This window comes from Sphaerisporangium sp. NPDC049002, assembly GCF_040649355.1.
GTDB lineage: Bacteria > Actinomycetota > Actinomycetes > Streptosporangiales > Streptosporangiaceae > Sphaerisporangium.
The window spans coordinates 1-15,472 of the sequence record NZ_JBEZFH010000019.1 but is presented as its reverse complement, the minus strand read 5'-3'; the positions used below and the strand labels follow the sequence as shown (position 1 = coordinate 15,472).

Annotated in this window: 14 protein-coding genes; 5 read left to right on the top strand and 9 right to left on the bottom strand. The window is 70.7% G+C overall.

What is annotated here, in order from left to right; translation table 11 throughout:
- Positions 1-36 precede the first annotated feature (36 nt).
- Entirely contained in the window at positions 37-777 is a 741-nt protein-coding gene (locus AB0B89_RS06865; RefSeq protein WP_358549251.1) for a hypothetical protein, read from the bottom strand.
- Between the two features lie 209 nt (positions 778-986).
- On the opposite strand from AB0B89_RS06865, the gene AB0B89_RS06860 reads away from it, so the two are divergent.
- Positions 987-2,318 carry an alkyl sulfatase dimerization domain-containing protein gene (locus AB0B89_RS06860; RefSeq protein WP_358549249.1) on the top strand — a complete coding sequence of 444 codons (1,332 nt, stop codon included), beginning with the start codon at positions 987-989 and terminating at the stop codon, positions 2,316-2,318.
- On the opposite strand, the gene AB0B89_RS06855 is transcribed toward AB0B89_RS06860, so the two are convergent.
- Positions 2,300-3,127, bottom strand: a complete 828-nt coding sequence (locus tag AB0B89_RS06855) for an LLM class F420-dependent oxidoreductase (RefSeq protein ID WP_358549246.1) — start codon at positions 3,125-3,127, stop codon at positions 2,300-2,302. The genes AB0B89_RS06860 and AB0B89_RS06855 overlap by 19 nt on opposite strands.
- Before the next feature lie 121 nt (positions 3,128-3,248).
- Between AB0B89_RS06855 and AB0B89_RS06850 the strand changes: the two genes are divergently transcribed.
- From AB0B89_RS06850 to AB0B89_RS06840, 3 genes are read left to right on the top strand one after another with little or no spacing between them, the layout of a single operon-like run.
- Positions 3,249-4,091: an alpha/beta hydrolase gene (locus AB0B89_RS06850; protein WP_358549244.1), complete on the top strand. Its 843-nt coding sequence runs from the start codon at positions 3,249-3,251 to the stop codon at positions 4,089-4,091.
- Between the two features lie 13 nt (positions 4,092-4,104).
- A complete protein-coding gene (locus AB0B89_RS06845) occupies positions 4,105-5,352 on the top strand; it encodes an LLM class flavin-dependent oxidoreductase (protein WP_358549241.1) in 1,248 nt (415 codons plus the stop codon).
- A 12-nt stretch (positions 5,353-5,364) separates the two neighbouring features.
- Positions 5,365-6,249: a TIGR03619 family F420-dependent LLM class oxidoreductase gene (locus tag AB0B89_RS06840; RefSeq protein WP_358549238.1), complete on the top strand. Its 885-nt coding sequence runs from the start codon at positions 5,365-5,367 to the stop codon at positions 6,247-6,249.
- Here the strand turns inward: AB0B89_RS06840 and AB0B89_RS06835 are convergent.
- From AB0B89_RS06835 to dxr, 7 genes are all read right to left on the bottom strand, one after another.
- Complete coding sequence (locus AB0B89_RS06835) at positions 6,233-6,628, bottom strand: DUF3037 domain-containing protein (RefSeq protein WP_358549235.1); 396 nt, start codon at positions 6,626-6,628, stop codon at positions 6,233-6,235. The genes AB0B89_RS06840 and AB0B89_RS06835 overlap by 17 nt on opposite strands.
- Positions 6,625-7,377: a HipA family kinase gene (locus tag AB0B89_RS06830; protein WP_358549232.1), complete on the bottom strand. Its 753-nt coding sequence runs from the start codon at positions 7,375-7,377 to the stop codon at positions 6,625-6,627. The genes AB0B89_RS06835 and AB0B89_RS06830 overlap by 4 nt, the downstream gene beginning before the upstream one ends.
- Positions 7,378-7,421: 44 nt before the next feature.
- Positions 7,422-8,264 (bottom strand): GNAT family N-acetyltransferase, encoded by an 843-nt coding sequence (locus AB0B89_RS06825; RefSeq protein ID WP_358549334.1) that lies wholly within the window; start codon positions 8,262-8,264, stop codon positions 7,422-7,424.
- Between the two features lie 47 nt (positions 8,265-8,311).
- The gene (locus AB0B89_RS06820) at positions 8,312-9,880 is read right to left on the bottom strand and encodes an alpha/beta hydrolase (protein ID WP_358549230.1); all 1,569 of its coding nucleotides are present in this window, start codon (positions 9,878-9,880) and stop codon (positions 8,312-8,314) included.
- Between the two features lie 166 nt (positions 9,881-10,046).
- Positions 10,047-11,108 carry a PP2C family protein-serine/threonine phosphatase gene (locus AB0B89_RS06815; protein ID WP_358549227.1) on the bottom strand — a complete coding sequence of 354 codons (1,062 nt, stop codon included), beginning with the start codon at positions 11,106-11,108 and terminating at the stop codon, positions 10,047-10,049.
- A gap of 159 nt (positions 11,109-11,267) precedes the next feature.
- A complete protein-coding gene (gene ispG / locus AB0B89_RS06810; protein WP_358549224.1) occupies positions 11,268-12,440 on the bottom strand; it encodes a flavodoxin-dependent (E)-4-hydroxy-3-methylbut-2-enyl-diphosphate synthase in 1,173 nt (390 codons plus the stop codon).
- Positions 12,441-12,638: 198 nt separating this feature from the next.
- Positions 12,639-13,886 carry a 1-deoxy-D-xylulose-5-phosphate reductoisomerase gene (gene dxr, locus AB0B89_RS06805; RefSeq protein ID WP_358549222.1) on the bottom strand — a complete coding sequence of 416 codons (1,248 nt, stop codon included), beginning with the start codon at positions 13,884-13,886 and terminating at the stop codon, positions 12,639-12,641.
- 304 nt (positions 13,887-14,190) lie between these two features.
- On the opposite strand from dxr, the gene AB0B89_RS06800 reads away from it, so the two are divergent.
- On the top strand, positions 14,191-15,306 hold the full coding sequence (locus AB0B89_RS06800) for a trypsin-like peptidase domain-containing protein (protein WP_358549219.1): 1,116 nt from the start codon (positions 14,191-14,193) through the stop codon (positions 15,304-15,306).
- Positions 15,307-15,472 lie beyond the last annotated feature (166 nt).

Here is a 15,472-nt window from a genome sequence, read left to right as displayed (position 1 = left end):
CTGTACCCGGGTGCTCCTGTACTCGGGGGCTCCGGGCTATCGCAGGAGGTGGAGGTCCTCTCCCCAGGCGTCCAGCTCCGAGCCGTGACCTGCCGCCCGCGCGAGCGGTTCCAGGTCGAGGAAGAGCCGGCGGGCGGCCTGCGGGGTGGCGTGCGACAGGACCGCTTCGAGAAGTGGCAGCAGCTCGTCGTGGCTCCACGGAAGGGGGCCGAGGGGATGGTGCCGCATTTCCCAGCCCAGGTACTTGTTATAGGGGCGGACCCGGCGATGGAGGGCGAACACACAGGTGAGCAAATAAGGAATGCTCTCCGCGGCGTCCAGGCGGGCCTCGGTCGCGCGTCCGTCCCGGTGGTTCTTCAGCCAGCGGTAGGCGGCGTTGACGAAGGCGCCGAGGGAGGCGGCGGCCGTCTGGTGGGCCTCCTCGGGTGACAGGGTTCCCTTGACGGACACCAGTTCCCCGATGAGACCGTCCGCCCGGTCTTTGAGTACGCGGGCATGGGTGAAGGAGTACCTGTTCCACTCCCATCCGGAGCCTGGCATGGCATGCGTGCGAAACTCCTCCAGGGACATGACCACGACGTCCAACCGGGAATCACGGCGCTCTTGGGTGGCCGCGCCGCCATCAGCGGTGATCAGATAGACGTCATAGTCGGACCGATGCGTGGCCATGCCCTGCCGCGCCTGCGACCCACTGAGTACGGCCCCGGCGACGGCGGGATCGGCACTGACCCGGGCGAGCAGGGCGGCGAATTCTTCTCCCGCCGAGGGGTTGGTCACTGTGGGATTCCAGCACCTCCCCCCTCCGCGCGACAAGCCGGTTCTCAGTCTTCCGCCCCTTGAGGAATCGCACGTTCCGCAAAAGACTCATCCACCGCAGCGCCGCCTGGAGGTCCCCGGCTCACGAGACCGTCGATGAACGGTAAAGATCCAAGGTGTAGGGAGCTCCCTACTGCTGCCCGGCGGGGTGTCCGCGACAGGCTTGGACCATGACAACACCGATCCTCGACCATGCGGACAGTGTTTGGGGCGGGTCGGTGACGCCGCAGGAGGTGCCGCTGCGGGACCTGCGCTCGAGGGGGGTGCAGGAGGTGGCCGATCGCGTGGTCATGTGGCCCGCGTTCGGCAACGTCTACGGCATCCGGGGCGATGGCGGCCTGGCTCTGTTCGACACCGGCAACAACGTGGACGCGCGGAACATGCACGCGGCCATGAGGGCCTGGTCGGATGAGCCAGTCCGCTACGCCGTCTTCTCCCACGGGCACTTCGACCACGTCGCGGGCATGGATCCCTTCGACGCGGAGGACGGCCCCCGCCCGAGCGTCATCGCGCACGAGAACGTCGCCGCCCGGTTCACCCGGTACGCCAGGACGGCCGGCCACAACACGGTGATCAACCAGCGGCAGTTCGGCTTCACCCAGATGACCTGGCCGACGGCCTACCGGCAGCCCGACCTGACCTACCGCGACGAGATACGGGTCTCGCTCGGCGACGTCACGTTCGAGATGCACCACGCGCGCGGGGAGACCGACGACGCCACCTGGGCGTTCCTGCCGGAGCGCGGGGTGCTGCTGACCGGCGACCTGTTCATCTGGGTCACCCCGAACGCGGGCAACCCGCAGAAGGTGCAGCGGTACCCCGACGAGTGGGCGGTCGCGCTGCGGAAGTTGGCCGCCCTGGACGCGGAGGTGCTGCTGCCCGGCCACGGCCTGCCCATCGCCGGGGCGGGCAGGGTACGGCAGGCGCTGACCGACACGGCGGACTACCTGGACAGTCTGGTCGAGCAGACGCTGGAGATGATGAACGCCGGCGCCCGCCTCGACGAGATCATCCACACCGTGAAACCGCCCGAGGCGCTGGCGGACCGTCCCTACCTTCAGCCGCACTACGACGAGCCGGAGTTCGTCGTGCGCAACATCTGGCGGCTGTACGGCGGCTGGCACGACGGGAACCCCGCGCACCTCAAGCCGGCGCCCGACGAGGTGCTGGCCTCGGCCCTAGCCGAGCTCGCCGGGGGCGCCCCGGTGCTCGCCGCGCGCGCCGCCACCGCGGCGGCGGACGGGGACCTGCGGCTGGCGTGCCAGCTGGCCGAGCTGGCGATGCAGGCCGACCCGGGCGACCACAAGGTGCACGAGGTCCGGGCCCGCGTCTACGCGCTGCGCGTGCGGCAGGAGACCTCGACCATGTCGCGCGGGGTGTACACCTGGGCCGCCGCCGAGTCGCGGAGCGTGACCACCCAGAAGGACCTGCTCGACGTGTACCACGAGATCGCGAGCGGTCAGATGTGGTGGGTGCCCCGGGCTCAGAGCAAGGAGGAGTAGCCGTCGAGCATCGGCAGCACGGTGTCGGCGGAGGCGGCCGGGAGGCTGCACACGACCTCCTCGATGCCGAGCCCGGCGTAGTAGTCGAGCTTCCCCTGGCTCGGCACGGTCCCGAACGGGATCACCCTGACCGTCGCAGGGTCCCTTCCGGCCTTCTCGTACGCCTCGCGAAGGGCCGGGAGCGCGTCCTTCACGCCCTTGCCGCCTATCGGTATCCAGCCGTCGGCGTACTCCGCGACGTGCGCGAACATCTTCGGGCCCGCCGCGCCCCCGATGTAGACCGGTGGCCCGCCGACCGGCTTCGGCCACGACCAGGACGGCTCGAAGCGCACGTGCCGTCCCTCGAAGCCGGCGACCTCCCGGCTCCACAGCTCCTTCATGGCCAGTACGTGCTCACGGGCGACGTCACGGCGCGAGCCGTACGACACGCCGTGGTCCTCCATCTCCTCGACGTTCCAGCCGAAACCGACACCGAGGACGAAGCGCCCACCCGACAGGTGGTCGAGGGTGGCGACGGCCTTTGCCGTGACGAGGGGATCGCGCTGCGCCGCGAGCATGATGCCCGTGCCGACGGTGAGGCGCTCGGTCACGGCCGCCGCGTACGCGAGGGCCACCAGCGGGTCGAGGGTCCGCTTGTACTCCTCGGGCAGCACGTCCTGCCCGGAGGCGGGCGGGGTCCTGCGGGAGATGGGGATGTGGGTGTGCTCGGGCACGTACAGCGAGGAGAAACCCCGCTCCTCGGCCGCTCGTGCCAACTCGGCGACGGGCATGGCCTGATCGGTGGTGAACATCGTGACGCCCAGCCGCATGACGCCGTCCTCTCCCTCAAGAACCCTGTGACGAACCCCGCGTGGTTAAACAAGCGATTGCTCGGTTAGCATTCCTAGGGTAGCTTGCCTGGCGGGAAGTCCTCATAGGAAGGGCGCTCAAATGGCATTCGCCGATGTCGACGGCGTGCGGCTGTTCTATACGGATGATACGGATGACACGAGCGACCCGGGTGACACCGATCGCGCGAGTCACGGCTCGGTGCTGCTGCTCGTCCACGGATGGGGGTCGGACTCCCATGAATGGTCACATCACATCCCGAAGCTCCGTGAGCGGCACCGCGTCATCGCCGTCGACCTCCGAGGCCATGGATACTCCTCCTCCCGCGACACCGGCAACACCCCGCGCCGGATGGCCGCCGACCTCGCCGAGTTGCTCACCGGGCTCGGCACGGGCCCGGTCGTGGCCGTCGGCCACTCCATGGGCGGCCAGGTGGTCTCCCATCTGGCCGTCGAGCATCCCGAGGCGGTGCGCGCGCTGGTGACGGTCGATCCCGGGTACGGCTTCGCCGAACCGCTCGCCTCGGGCTTCCCCGCCATGGTGGCGGCCCTGCGCGACGGGGACACCGGCGCCGTGGCCGTCGAGATCGACCGGTGGTCGTACACGCCCGCCACTCCCCCGCTCATCAGGGAGTGGCACCGCAGGCGCACGCTCGCCACTCCGCCCCACGTGCTCGTGGAGGCGTTCGAGGCGATGTTCGCGGTGCCCGGCGCGATCGGGGTGCGGCCCGGCTCCGACGGCTACCTGGCACGCAGGGACCGCCCGGTGCTGAGCTTCTGGTTCGACCCCCGTCAGGCCGCCTGGGAGTCGGGCCTGTTCAAGGACCCCCGCTCGCGGACCGTGGTCTGGGAGGGCAGCGGCCACCGGCTGCACGAGGAACGCCCGGCGGAGTTCCTCCTCGTCGTCAACAACTGGCTGAAGGCGCTCGCCGGCGCTCGCGCATGAGGAGACGTTTGCCGTGAAATTTTCCATAATGCTCAACCCGCAGATCCCCGGCTCCGGGTACAGCCAGGAGGAGAACGCCCGGGCCAGGCGCCCGATCGGCCGGGACACCGAGTCGTACCAGAAGCTGCTGCACGAGGTCCGCGAGATCGCCGTCCACGCCGACCAGATCGGCTTCGACGCCCTCATGATGACCGAGCACCACTTCCATTCGGAGGGCTTCGAGTTCTCGGTCAACCCGCTGATGGTCCTCACCGACCTCGCGGCGCGCACCGAGCGCATCCTGCTGGCGCCCCTCGGCCTCGTGCTGCCCGCCTGGGACCCCATCCGGGCCGCGGAGGACGTCGCGCTGCTCGACCAGTTCTGCAAGGGACGCCTCCGGCTCGGCGTGGCGCGCGGTTACCAGAACCGGTGGATGAACGTCCTCGGCCAGCGCTGGCACGCCTCGGCGGCCCGGTCGGACGGCTCGGCGTCGGACAACCGCAACTTCGACGTGTTCGGCGAGATCCTGCACATCATGAAGCTGGCGTGGACGCAGGAGACCCTGCGCTACAAGAGCGAGACGCTCGACTACGAGGTGCCCTCGCCCTACGACGGCATCGAGGGCTGGCCCGCGCTGGAGTGGACCAAGACCTTCGGCGCCCCCGGCGAGGTGTCCGAGGACGGCAAGCTCCAGGCGGTCTCGGTGAGCCCCCGGCCGTACCAGGACCCCTATCCCGAGCTGTGGCAGCCGTTCACGATCAGCGACCGGTCGGTGATCAGGGCCGCGCAGGAGAACATCCTGCCGTGGATGTTCACCCCGAACCCCGACGAGCACGCCGCCAAGGCCAAGCTCTACCAGGAGGAATCGGCCAAGTGCGGGCGCGACTACAAGCTGGGCGAGCACACCGGCATCCTGAAGGTCGTCGGCATGGCCGACACCCGTGCGGAGGCCATCGCCACGTACGGCCCGATGCAGAAGGACTTCGCCGCCTTCTTCGGGCCCTTCGGCTACCTGGAGGTCCTGCGCAAGCAGGAGGACGACCGGCACAAGCCCATCTCCCCGGAGAAGGGCGACTACAAGCGCATGAACGAGGTCGAACTGGCCCTGCTCGGCACACCCGACGACGTCAAGCGCGGCATCCAGCGCATGCTCGACCGCATGCCCGACCTGGAGTGGTTCGGCCTGTTCATGCAGGGCCAGCAGGGGGTGCTCCCGCTCGACACGGTCAAGCGCAACCTGGAGATGTTCGCGACCAAGGTCATCCCCGAGTTCACCGGCTGAGAACGGGACCGCATGCGCTTCTGGCTGGGTGCGTCGTTCACCGACACCGACCAGTTCATCGAGCTGGCCAAGGCGTCCGAACGGTGCGGCATCGACACCCTCACCCTTTCCGACCACATCTTCTTCGCCGACTACCGCTCGCCCTACCCCTACTCGCGAAGCGGCGCGCCGCGCTGGAACGCCGCGACGCACTGGCCCGACGTCTGGGTCACCATCGGGGCGATGGCCGCCGTCACCGAGCGCCTGCGCTTCGCCCCCAACGTCTACATCGCGCCCGCCCGCGACCTGTTCACCGTCGCCAAGCAGGTCTCCACCGCCGCCGTGCTCTCCCGCGACCGGGTCTCGTTCGGCGTGGGGGTCGGCTGGTGCGAGGACGAGTTCCTGCAGACCGGGCAGGACTTCCACACCCGTGGCAGGCGGCTGGACGAGATGATCCCGGTCCTGCGCGAGCTCTGGACCGGCGGCACCGTGGAGCACCACGGCGCGCACTACGACTTCGGCCCGCTGTCGATCGCGCCGGTGCCCTCGCGCCCGGTGCCGTTCCTGGTCGGCGGTGACAGCGAGGCCGCGCTGCGCCGGGCGGCCCGCGCCGGGGACGGCTGGATCGGCAACCGCGTGTACTCCGAGGCCGAGCTGGACGTCGTGCTCGCCCATCTCCGCACGTATCTGAAGGAGTACGGCAGGCCGGAGGACGACCTGGAGATCATCGCGGCGCTCGGCGTCATGCCCGACCCGGAGACCTACCGCAGGATCGCCGGGAAGGGCGTCACCGGCACCCTGGCCGCCCCGTGGTGGCTCGCCACCCCCGAGGAGAAGGCCGAGCACGGCGAGGGCACCCTCGACCTCAAGATCGCGACCATGGAGCGATTCGCGGAGGAGATCATCGCGCGGATGTGACCCTGCGGACGAGCCGGTCGAGCAGGGCCTCCAGCTCGGCGGCCGGATCGGCGGTCAGTCCCGCGTGGACGGGCCCCGTCTGGACGATCGTGCTGCGAGGCGCGGTGAGCCAGCGGAACCGGCTGCCGAGCGGCTCCCCGCGCAGCGGTCCCGCGTCCTCCGAGCACGCCCGCTCGTACGCGGCCAGCGCCCGCCGCAGCCCCCCGAGGTCCACGCTGTCGTCCAGGGCGCGCAGCCGGGCCTCGTCCAAATCCGTACGGGCGCACAGGTAGCCGCACGGCTGGGAGTAGACGATCACACCGGCGTTGATCAGCTCGCCTCTGACCACGCACGGCACGACGCGGATCACCGCGTACTCGTAGACGTACAGCTCGCTCATCGCGCCACCGCCGGGAGCCAGGCACGCGGGCCGTGGGCGCGGGCCAGCAGATGGTCGACGTACGCCCGGCGCACGGCCGCCGCGTCCTCGAAGCCCGGCTCGCCGTCGAGCCACTCGCCGGGGACGAGGTCCACGACCGTACGGAGCAGGTCCTCGGTGATCCGGCCGGGAAGCTCGGCGTCGGCCTCCTCGATGCGCGTCGCGAACGGCGCCAGCACGTGATCGCGGGCGTCGAAGGGGCGCTGCGGGTCGGCCGTGCGCCAGTTGTGGTGGAACCACAGGGCGGCGCCGTGGTCGATCAGCCAGGTGTCGCCGTGCCAGACCAGCAGGTTCGGGTTGCGCCAGCTGCGGTCCACGTTGTGGATGAGCGCGTCGAACCAGAGCACCCGCGAGGCGAAGGCGGCGTCGGGGGTCCAGGCGAGCGGGTCGAAGCCGAGCGCGCCGGGGAGGAAGTCGACCCCGAGGTTGTGCCCCTCGCTGGCGTTGAGGAGGTCCTGGATCTCCTGATCGGGCTCCCTTGCCCCGATCTGCGGGTCCAGATCGACGATCCTCAGGTCGGGGGTGCGCAGGTCGAGCCCGCGCGCCAGCTCGGCACAGATGATCTCGGCGACGAGCACCCGCCGCCCCTGCCCCGCACCACGAAATTTCACGACATAGGTACCAAGGTCATCTGCTTCGACGACGCCCGGCAGCGACCCGCCCTCCCGGAGCGGGGTCACATAGCGCGTCGCGGTCACCTGTTCGAGCACTCGCCCAGGGTACCGACGCCCAGGAGCGCGAGATCAGCACAGGATCAGAACAGCACGGACATGAACGTGTCGACCTCTTTGAAGCCCACCCTGCGGTACGCCGCCCGCGCCGGGGCGTTGAAGTCGTTGACGTACAGCGTCACCGTCGGCGCGAAATGCCGCAGGGTCTGGTCGACGACCGCGGCCATGCCCGCCACGGCGTGGCCACGCCCGCGCCGGTCCGGATGCACCCACACGCCCTGGATCTGGCAGACCTGGGGGGTCACCGCCCCGACCTCCGCCTTGAAGACGACCTGGCCGTCCTCGATGCGGGCGAACGAGCGGCCGATGCGGATCAACTCGGCGACCCGCGACCGGTAGAGCGCGCCGCCGTCCCCGAGATCCGGGGAGACGCCGACCTCCTCGGTGAACATCGCCACGCATGCGGGGAGCAGCGTGGCGAATTCATCCGGGCGTACCTGACGTACGAGTGGATCGGGGGGGACGGGCGACCGCGAGGAGGTGGACATGACCGGCTGGGCCCAGCGGATGGCCCGTGCCGGTCCCCAGTAGGGCTCCAGCCGCTCCCAGATCTTCTCGACGGCGTCGGCCGGGCCGACGATCGACGAGCAGCGGCGGCCCTGCCTGCGGGCACGGTCCGCGAAGGCCTGCACGGCCTCGGGCCCGGCGTTGACCGGGACCAGGTTGGCCCCGGCGTAGCACAGTGAGGTCAGCCCGCCGCGCGGGCCGAATCCCCACATCTGTCCGCCGAGCCGGGCCGGGCTCAGCCCGACGGACCGGACCCGGGAGGCGACGAAGACGTTGGCGACGGGGTCCGCGTCGAGTATCGAGAGCACCTCTTCGCGGTCCTGATCGTCGAGCACGCGCGACGCCGATGTTCGCAGCATCACGGGCTTAGCCTACGCGACCGCCCCGATTTTGGAACGAACCGACCCTACTGGCCGAGAATCACCTTCGTCAGCCTAAGGTGGCCGGGCCCCGCCGACATCGGGACGATCGGCCGGGGCTCGGGCCCGGTCGGGCAGGTGGCGTCGGGCTGGTGCCCGGGAGCCTGCGCCGCACCGCCGGGAACGCTTCCGTCCCGCAGGTACGCGGCGAGGTAGCGATCGACGCAGGTGTTGCCCCCCAGGGACACCCCGTGGTTGCCCCCGGCCTCGACGACCAGCCGCGAGCTCGGGAACCGGCCGCGCACGCGCAGCGCTCCGGGGTACGGCGTGGCCGCGTCCTGCCTCGACTGGATGAGCAGGACCGAGGGCAGGTGGGCGACGCCGCCCACGCGGACCGGCGTCCCGCCCTTCTCCGGCCAGAAGGCGCAGGGAGCGTTGTACCAGGCGTTCGACCAGGCCATGAACGGCGCCTTGGCGTTCACCTTGAGCGTGTCGGACCACCAGCGCGACCAGTCGCGCGGCCACTCGGCGTCGCGGCACTGGACCGCGAGGTAGACCGCGTAGTTGTTCTCCGCGGCCGCGTCGTGGTCGACGTGCTGGTTGTACGCGGCCACCAGGCCCTCGGGCTTCCCCTTCTTGACGTAGCCGGCGAACGCGCCGGCGAACTGCGGCCAGACGGCGTTGGTGTACCCGCCCACGGTGAAGATGTCGTCCAGCTCGCTCGGCCCGACGAGCCCGCCCGCCGGTCGCGCGCCGAGGTGCGCGCGCATGGCGTACCACGCCGCCGAGACCTCGGTCGCGGTGCGGCCGAGGTGGTAGACGTCGTTGTGCCGGGACACCCAGTCGAGGAAGTCACGGTGCCGCCGGTCGAAGGCGTAGTCCTGGGCGATGTTGGAGTCGTACCAGACACCCTCGGGGTCCACCACGCTGTCCAGCACCAGCCGCCTCACCCGGTTCGGGAACAGCGTCGCGTAGACGGCGCCGAGGTAGGTCCCGTACGAGTAGCCGAGGTAGCTGAGCTTCTGCTGCCCGAGCGCCTGCCTGATCATGTCCATGTCGCGGGCGGAGTTCTCGGTGGTGAGGTGCGGGAGCAGCCACGACCAGCGGCTGCCGCACGCCTCGGCGTACTGCTTGGCCCGCGAGAGCAGCGCGGACTCCGCCGCGTCGTTGCTCGGCACCTGGTCGACGCGGGGAGCCGCGAAGTGCTCCTTGGGGTCGGCGCAGGTCAGCGCCGGCTCACTGCTCCCCACGCCCCGCGGGTCGAACCCGATCACGTCGTAGCGAGCCGAGACGTCCTTGGGCAGCGCGGCGGCGACGTACCGCGACAGGCCCACGCCCGACGCCCCAGGCCCGCCGGGGTTCACCAGGAGCACGTGCCCATGAGAGGCCGACCCCTTGATGCGGTTGAGCGCCAGCCCGATGGTCGGCCCACCCGGCTTCGCGTAGTCGAGGGGCACCCTCACGGACGCGCACTCGACCTCCACCACCGATCTCGGCCCCTGGCAGGGCCCCCAGGCCACGCCGGCACGTGGAGCCGCCGACGCCCCACTGGTCCCTCCTGTCAGCCCGGTGACCAGCACCGTCATAATCGCCGCTACGCCGAAGACCCGCTTCACACGTCACTCCCTCTGCTCTTGTGGCAGAGGGTGATGCTTCCGGATCAGAGCGTACGGCCACCGGTGACCCGGCCCAATGTTTACCGATCCGTAGTCGGCCGATTGCGGAACGTGGGACCGGGAGATCCGTCGCAGGGATCATGATGATCAGCGCTTCAGGACGGGTTCACCCGGGCTCTCGTTCGGGCAGGCGCTGGATCGCGACCATGGCGGCGTCGTCGCCGAGCCGCCCGCCGACGTAGGCGAGAAGGTCGTCGCGCACGTGCTCGACCAGCGTCTCCGGGCCGTCCCCCGGCCACGCCGTCACCCGCTCGGCCAGCGGGTAGAAGACGCCGGCGTCGCCGCGGGCCTCGATGACGCCGTCGGTGTACAGCAGCAGGGTGTCACCGGCCCTGAAGTCGAACGTCTGGACGTGGTAACCGGGTTGGGAGAGCTCCCCGAGGCCCAGCGGGGGCGCGGGCTGGGCGACCTGAAGGGTCATGACCTGACGGTCGCGCAGCAGCAGAGGCGGGGGGTGCCCGCAGTCGATCACCTCGACCACCTGCCGGTCGTCCGGGATGTCCAGCACCGCCGCCGTGATGAAGTTCTCGCAGGCGTCCGCGAACTCCTCCGCGTGCTCCTCGAGATCCGCCCGCACGCTCTCGTCCAGGTGGAGCACGACGTCGGGCAGGGTCGCGTGGCGGCGGGCGGCCTCCCGGAACGCGCCGAGGAGCAGGGCGGCGTCCGACACCGAGGGAAGGCCCTTGCCCCTCACGTCCCCGATGACGACGCGGGCCCCCGTCGGTGTACGGGCGGCGGCGTACAGGTCGCCGCCGATCTGCGCCTCCTCCTCGGCCGCCAGGTACACCGAGGCGAGCCGGAGCGGCCCGAGACCCGCGGGCAGGGGCCGCAGCAGGGCCCGCTGCGCGGCCTCCGAGACCGAGCGCACCCGGATCAGCTCCTCCTGGTGCCGGTCGCGCACGAAGGAGAAGATCACAAGGAACGCCGAGACCACGACCAGGGCCGCCAACTGCGTCTGCATGGGCCGCGTGGCCAGCATCTCACTGTGCAGGCCGAGCAGCACCTCGTCCGCGATGGTGACGACGCTCACCAGGCCGGTGAGCCAGGGACCCGCGAACGAGGCCGTGATCGCGGGAGCCGTGACCAGAAGAGGACTCAGCGTGATCTCTCGCGGGGTGATGACGTCGGCGAGGGTGATCGCCGCGATCAGCGCGAGAGGTATCGCCACCAGCGCGTTACCGGGCCACCGCGACCGGTGAAGATCCGACAGGCTCTGCCGAAATGGCACTCTTCCTGCATACACCCACACGTCCCCGCCCAGGAAGAGCACTCCCTCCCCTGCCGGGCGAGACGCTCCTCGCAGCATCCGGCCCGGGGACCGGCGGAGTCAGCGGACGAAGACCTCCGGGCCGGGAGCGTCCTCGTCGTCGTCGAGGTCGACGTCCACGCCCATCTCCTCGGCCAGGCGCAGGGCCTCCTCGATGAGGGTCTCCACGATCCGGGACTCAGGGACGGTCTTGACGACCTCGCCCTTGACGAAGATCTGGCCCTTGCCGTTGCCGGAGGCGACGCCCAGGTCGGCCTCGCGGGCCTCACCGGGGCCGTTCACGACGCAGCCCATCACGGCGACCCGCAGGGGCACCTTGAGGCCGTCGAGCCCCGCGTGCACCTGCTCGGCCAGGGTGTACACGTCGACCTGGGCCCGCCCGCACGACGGGCAGGACACGATCTCCAGCCCGCGCTTGCGGAGGTTGAGGGACTCCAGGATGCCGATGCCGACCTTGACCTCCTCGACCGGAGGCGCGGACAGCGAGACGCGGATCGTGTCTCCGATGCCCTCGGCCAGCAGGGCCCCGAACGCCACCGCCGACTTGATCGTGCCCTGGAACGCCGGGCCGGCCTCGGTGACGCCGAGGTGAAGAGGGTAGTCGCACTGCGCGGCGAGCTGGCGGTACGCCTGGATCATGACGACCGGGTCGTGGTGCTTCACCGAGATCTTGATGTCGCGGAAGCCGTGCTCCTCGAACAGCGAGCACTCCCACAGCGCCGACTCGACCAGCGCCTCGGGCGTCGCCTTGCCGTACTTGGCCAGAAGGCGGGGGTCCAGGGAGCCGGCGTTCACACCGATGCGGATGGGGGTGCCGGTGTCGGCCGCGGCCCTGGCGATCTCGCCGACCTTGTCGTCGAACTTCTTGATGTTGCCGGGGTTCACGCGGACGGCCGCGCAGCCGGCCTCGATCGCCGCGAAGACGTACTTCGGCTGGAAGTGGATGTCGGCGATCACCGGGATCTGCGACTTGCGGGCGATGGCCGGCAGCGCGTCGGCGTCGTCCTGCGAGGGCACCGCCACCCGGACGATCTGGCAGCCCGACGCCGTCAGCTCCGCGATCTGCTGGAGCGTCGCGTTCACGTCGGAGGTGAGCGTCGTGGTCATCGACTGGACCGAGACGGGCGCGTCCCCGCCCACCGGGACCGAACCGACCATGATCTGCCGCGACATCCGCCGCTCGGCGATCGGCTTGCTCCGTACCGAGGGAATCCCCAGATCAACAGATGTCATATTTTCCAGCACCTTGGTGGTCGGCGACGCGCTAAGACCTACCCAGTTTAGGTACCCCGGCCGACCAGCGAGTTACGGATGTCGAGAAAGCCGCTTACCGGAGCATTGGAAGCTGGTGCCCAACTTGCCCAGCTCACCCGGCCGCCGCCCCTCCGCCCGGCCGTCCCTCCGTCCGCCCGGCCGTCGTACCCGGCCAGGCTACCCGGCCGTCAGCTCCCGGGCCCTGGCACGGGCCCAGGCGTCCGCGTCGAGCACCTCGGCCACCGAACCGGCCGGCGACACGGCGTGCTCCCCGACGACCGCCGCGATCGTGTCCACGATGCCGAGGAACGGCAGCTTCCCCGCCAGGAAGGCCTCCACGCAGACCTCGTTGGCCGCGTTGTAGACGGCCGGAGCCGTGCCGCCCTGGGAGCCGACGTGCCGCGCCAGCGCCACCGCCGGGAACGCCTCCTCGTCGAGGGGCTCGAAGGTCCAGGTGTGGGCGGTGGTCCAGTCGACGGCCTTGGCCGCGCCGGGGACCCGGGACGGCCACCCCAGAGTGAGCGAGATCGGCAGCCGCATGTCGGGCGGGCTGGCCTGCGCGATGGTCGAGCCGTCCACGAACTCCACCATCGAGTGGATGACGGACTGCGGGTGGACGACCACCGTGATCCGCTCGAAGGGGATGTCGAACAGCAGGCTCGCCTCGATGACCTCCAGACCCTTGTTGACCAGCGTCGCCGAGTTGAGCGTGATCACCGTGCCCATGTCCCAGGTGGGATGCTTCAGCGCCTGCTCGGGGGTGACCTCCGTCAACTCGGCCCGCCTGCGGCCGCGGAAGGGCCCGCCGCTCGCCGTGACGACGAGCCGCCGCACCACCTCCGGGTCGTACCCGGACGGCCCGGCGGCCCACAGGCACTGCGCGAGCGCCGAGTGCTCGGAGTCGACCGGCAGGATCTGGCCCGGACCCGCCAGCCGCTTCACCAGCGGGCCGCCGATGATGAGCGACTCCTTGTTGGCCAGCGCCAGCACCCGCCCGGCCTCCAGCGCGGCGAGGGTCGAGGTGAGGCCGACCGCTCCGGTGATGCCGTTGAGGACGATGTCGCAGGGCCAGGCGGCGGCCTCGGCCACTCCCTCGGGACCCGCGAGGATGCGCGCCGGCCCGATCGCCTCGCGCAGCGCGGGAACGGCGCGCTCGTCGGCGACGGCCACCACCTCGGGGCGGAACCGCTCGACCTGACGGGCGAGCAGGTCGACCTGCCCGCCGCCCGCCACCAGCCCGGCGACGCGGAAGTGCCCAGGGTCGCGCTCGATGACGTCGAGCGCCTGCGTGCCCACCGATCCGGTGGAGCCGAGCACGACGATCGATCGCGGCTCGTCCGGGCCGGGGAGTGACACCGGGCCCACGAGATCGGCGGGACCGGCGGCGCCCGCCAGATCGGCCGGGTCTGCGAGAGGGGTCTGCATGTCCCCATTATCGCGGCGGCACGCTCCCCTCGCCGAGCCTCCGCCAACGTGCCCGCACGCGCCGGCGGTCCGATTTCCGTCACCACAGCGACGGGTGAGAAAGCAGCAGCTGAATGCCCGATTCCCGCCATACCGGTCTCGGTGAATCGCGAGAAATGCGGCATTCGGCCCTACTACCTTCCCGCGTCAGGACATGGCACCCGATCACAGCGGGAGCCGGGCACGAGCAAGCACCCAGCGCGCCGCCCCCACGGGCACGACCCCGGCGCGTGCCCGGCGAGCGCGACAAAGCACGGAGGACCGCATGCATCGCAAGGCACGACGTCTCATCCCGATCCTGGCCATATCACCCCTGGCGGCGGCGGGGATCCTGCTGAACGCCCCCATCGCCGAGGCCGCGAAGCCGTCCGCCCCGCGGCCCGTCGTCCACGACGCCGCCGACAGCAAGACCGAGCAAGGCGTCGTGAAGCGGTTCTGGACCCCCGCGAAGATGGCCGCCGCCAGGCCGCTCGACCTCGTCAGGTCGCGTGGCGGGCGCACGACCACCGCGCCGAGCGGCGGGGCCGGCTCCGTGGCCCCCGGCTCCCACAGCGTGAAGCGCGCCGACACCCCGGCCGCGCCCGTCACGCCCACCACGCCGCCCCCGCCCGTGACCTCGGCCTCGCCCAGCGCCTCGCCCTCCCCGGCCGCGACCCCGTCCGCCTCGCCCACCCCCGTGTCCGTGATGGCCGCACGCTCGACGGGAGCCCCCTGGGCGGGGGGCGGCGCCATCGTGAAGACGGAGGGACGCGTCTTCTTCACCTACCAGGGACGCGGCGCCTCCTGCTCGGGCACCGCCGTCAGCAGCGCCAACAAGAGCGTCGTCCTCACCGCCGGGCACTGCGTGAAGCTCGGCGGCACCTTCCACACCAACTGGGTGTTCGTCCCCGGCTACAGAGACGGGGCCCGCCCGTACGGCACCTGGGTGGCCACCAACCTGCTCACCACGACCCAGTGGAACACCAGCGAGGACATGAACTACGACGTGGCCGCGGCCGTCGTCGCCCCGCTGAACGGCGAGCGCCTCGTCGACGTCGTGGGCGGCCAGGGCATCGCCTTCAACCAGGCGCGCGGCCAGCAGATGTACGCCTTCGGGTACCCGGCCGCGAGCCCGTACGACGGGTCGAAGCTGATCTACTGCGGCGGCAGGGTGTTCGACGACTACCTGATCTCCACCGACCAGGGGCTCAGCTGCGACATGACCGGCGGCTCCAGCGGGGGCGGCTGGTTCACGAGCTTCAACCGGAGCACCGGCCTCGGGACGCTGAACTCGGTGAACAGCTTCAAGTACAACTTCGCGCCGTACTGGATGTTCGGGCCGTACTTCGGTCCGGAGGCCCAGGCCGTCTACACCTCCGCCCAGAACCAGGACGCCACCTGATTTACCGAAAGTATCCGCAAGGGCACGTTCGGTAGTCCAAACTCGGGAGCCATGACCCCGATCCTCCCCCTGATCGCGCCGCACCGGGCAGGCGATCCAGCAGGACCTGGCGCCCCGCACGCTCACCGTCCCGCCCGGCCTGGAGGTCGCCCACCGCTACCTGCCC

Excerpts from the sequence above, each read along its gene's own strand:
- AB0B89_RS06825 (WP_358549334.1), bottom strand. The coding sequence starts at position 8,264 with ATGCTGCGAACATCGGCGTCGCGCGTGCTCGACGATCAGGACCGCGAA.
- AB0B89_RS06835 (WP_358549235.1), bottom strand. The coding sequence starts at position 6,628 with ATGAGCGAGCTGTACGTCTACGAGTACGCGGTGATCCGCGTCGTGCCG.
- ispG (WP_358549224.1), bottom strand. The coding sequence starts at position 12,440 with ATGACATCTGTTGATCTGGGGATTCCCTCGGTACGGAGCAAGCCGATC.
- AB0B89_RS06860 (WP_358549249.1), top strand. The coding sequence starts at position 987 with ATGACAACACCGATCCTCGACCATGCGGACAGTGTTTGGGGCGGGTCG.
- AB0B89_RS06800 (WP_358549219.1), top strand. The coding sequence starts at position 14,191 with ATGCATCGCAAGGCACGACGTCTCATCCCGATCCTGGCCATATCACCC.
- AB0B89_RS06855 (WP_358549246.1), bottom strand. The coding sequence starts at position 3,127 with ATGCGGCTGGGCGTCACGATGTTCACCACCGATCAGGCCATGCCCGTC.
- dxr (WP_358549222.1), bottom strand. The coding sequence starts at position 13,886 with ATGCAGACCCCTCTCGCAGACCCGGCCGATCTGGCGGGCGCCGCCGGT.
- AB0B89_RS06850 (WP_358549244.1), top strand. The coding sequence starts at position 3,249 with ATGGCATTCGCCGATGTCGACGGCGTGCGGCTGTTCTATACGGATGAT.
- AB0B89_RS06840 (WP_358549238.1), top strand. The coding sequence starts at position 5,365 with ATGCGCTTCTGGCTGGGTGCGTCGTTCACCGACACCGACCAGTTCATC.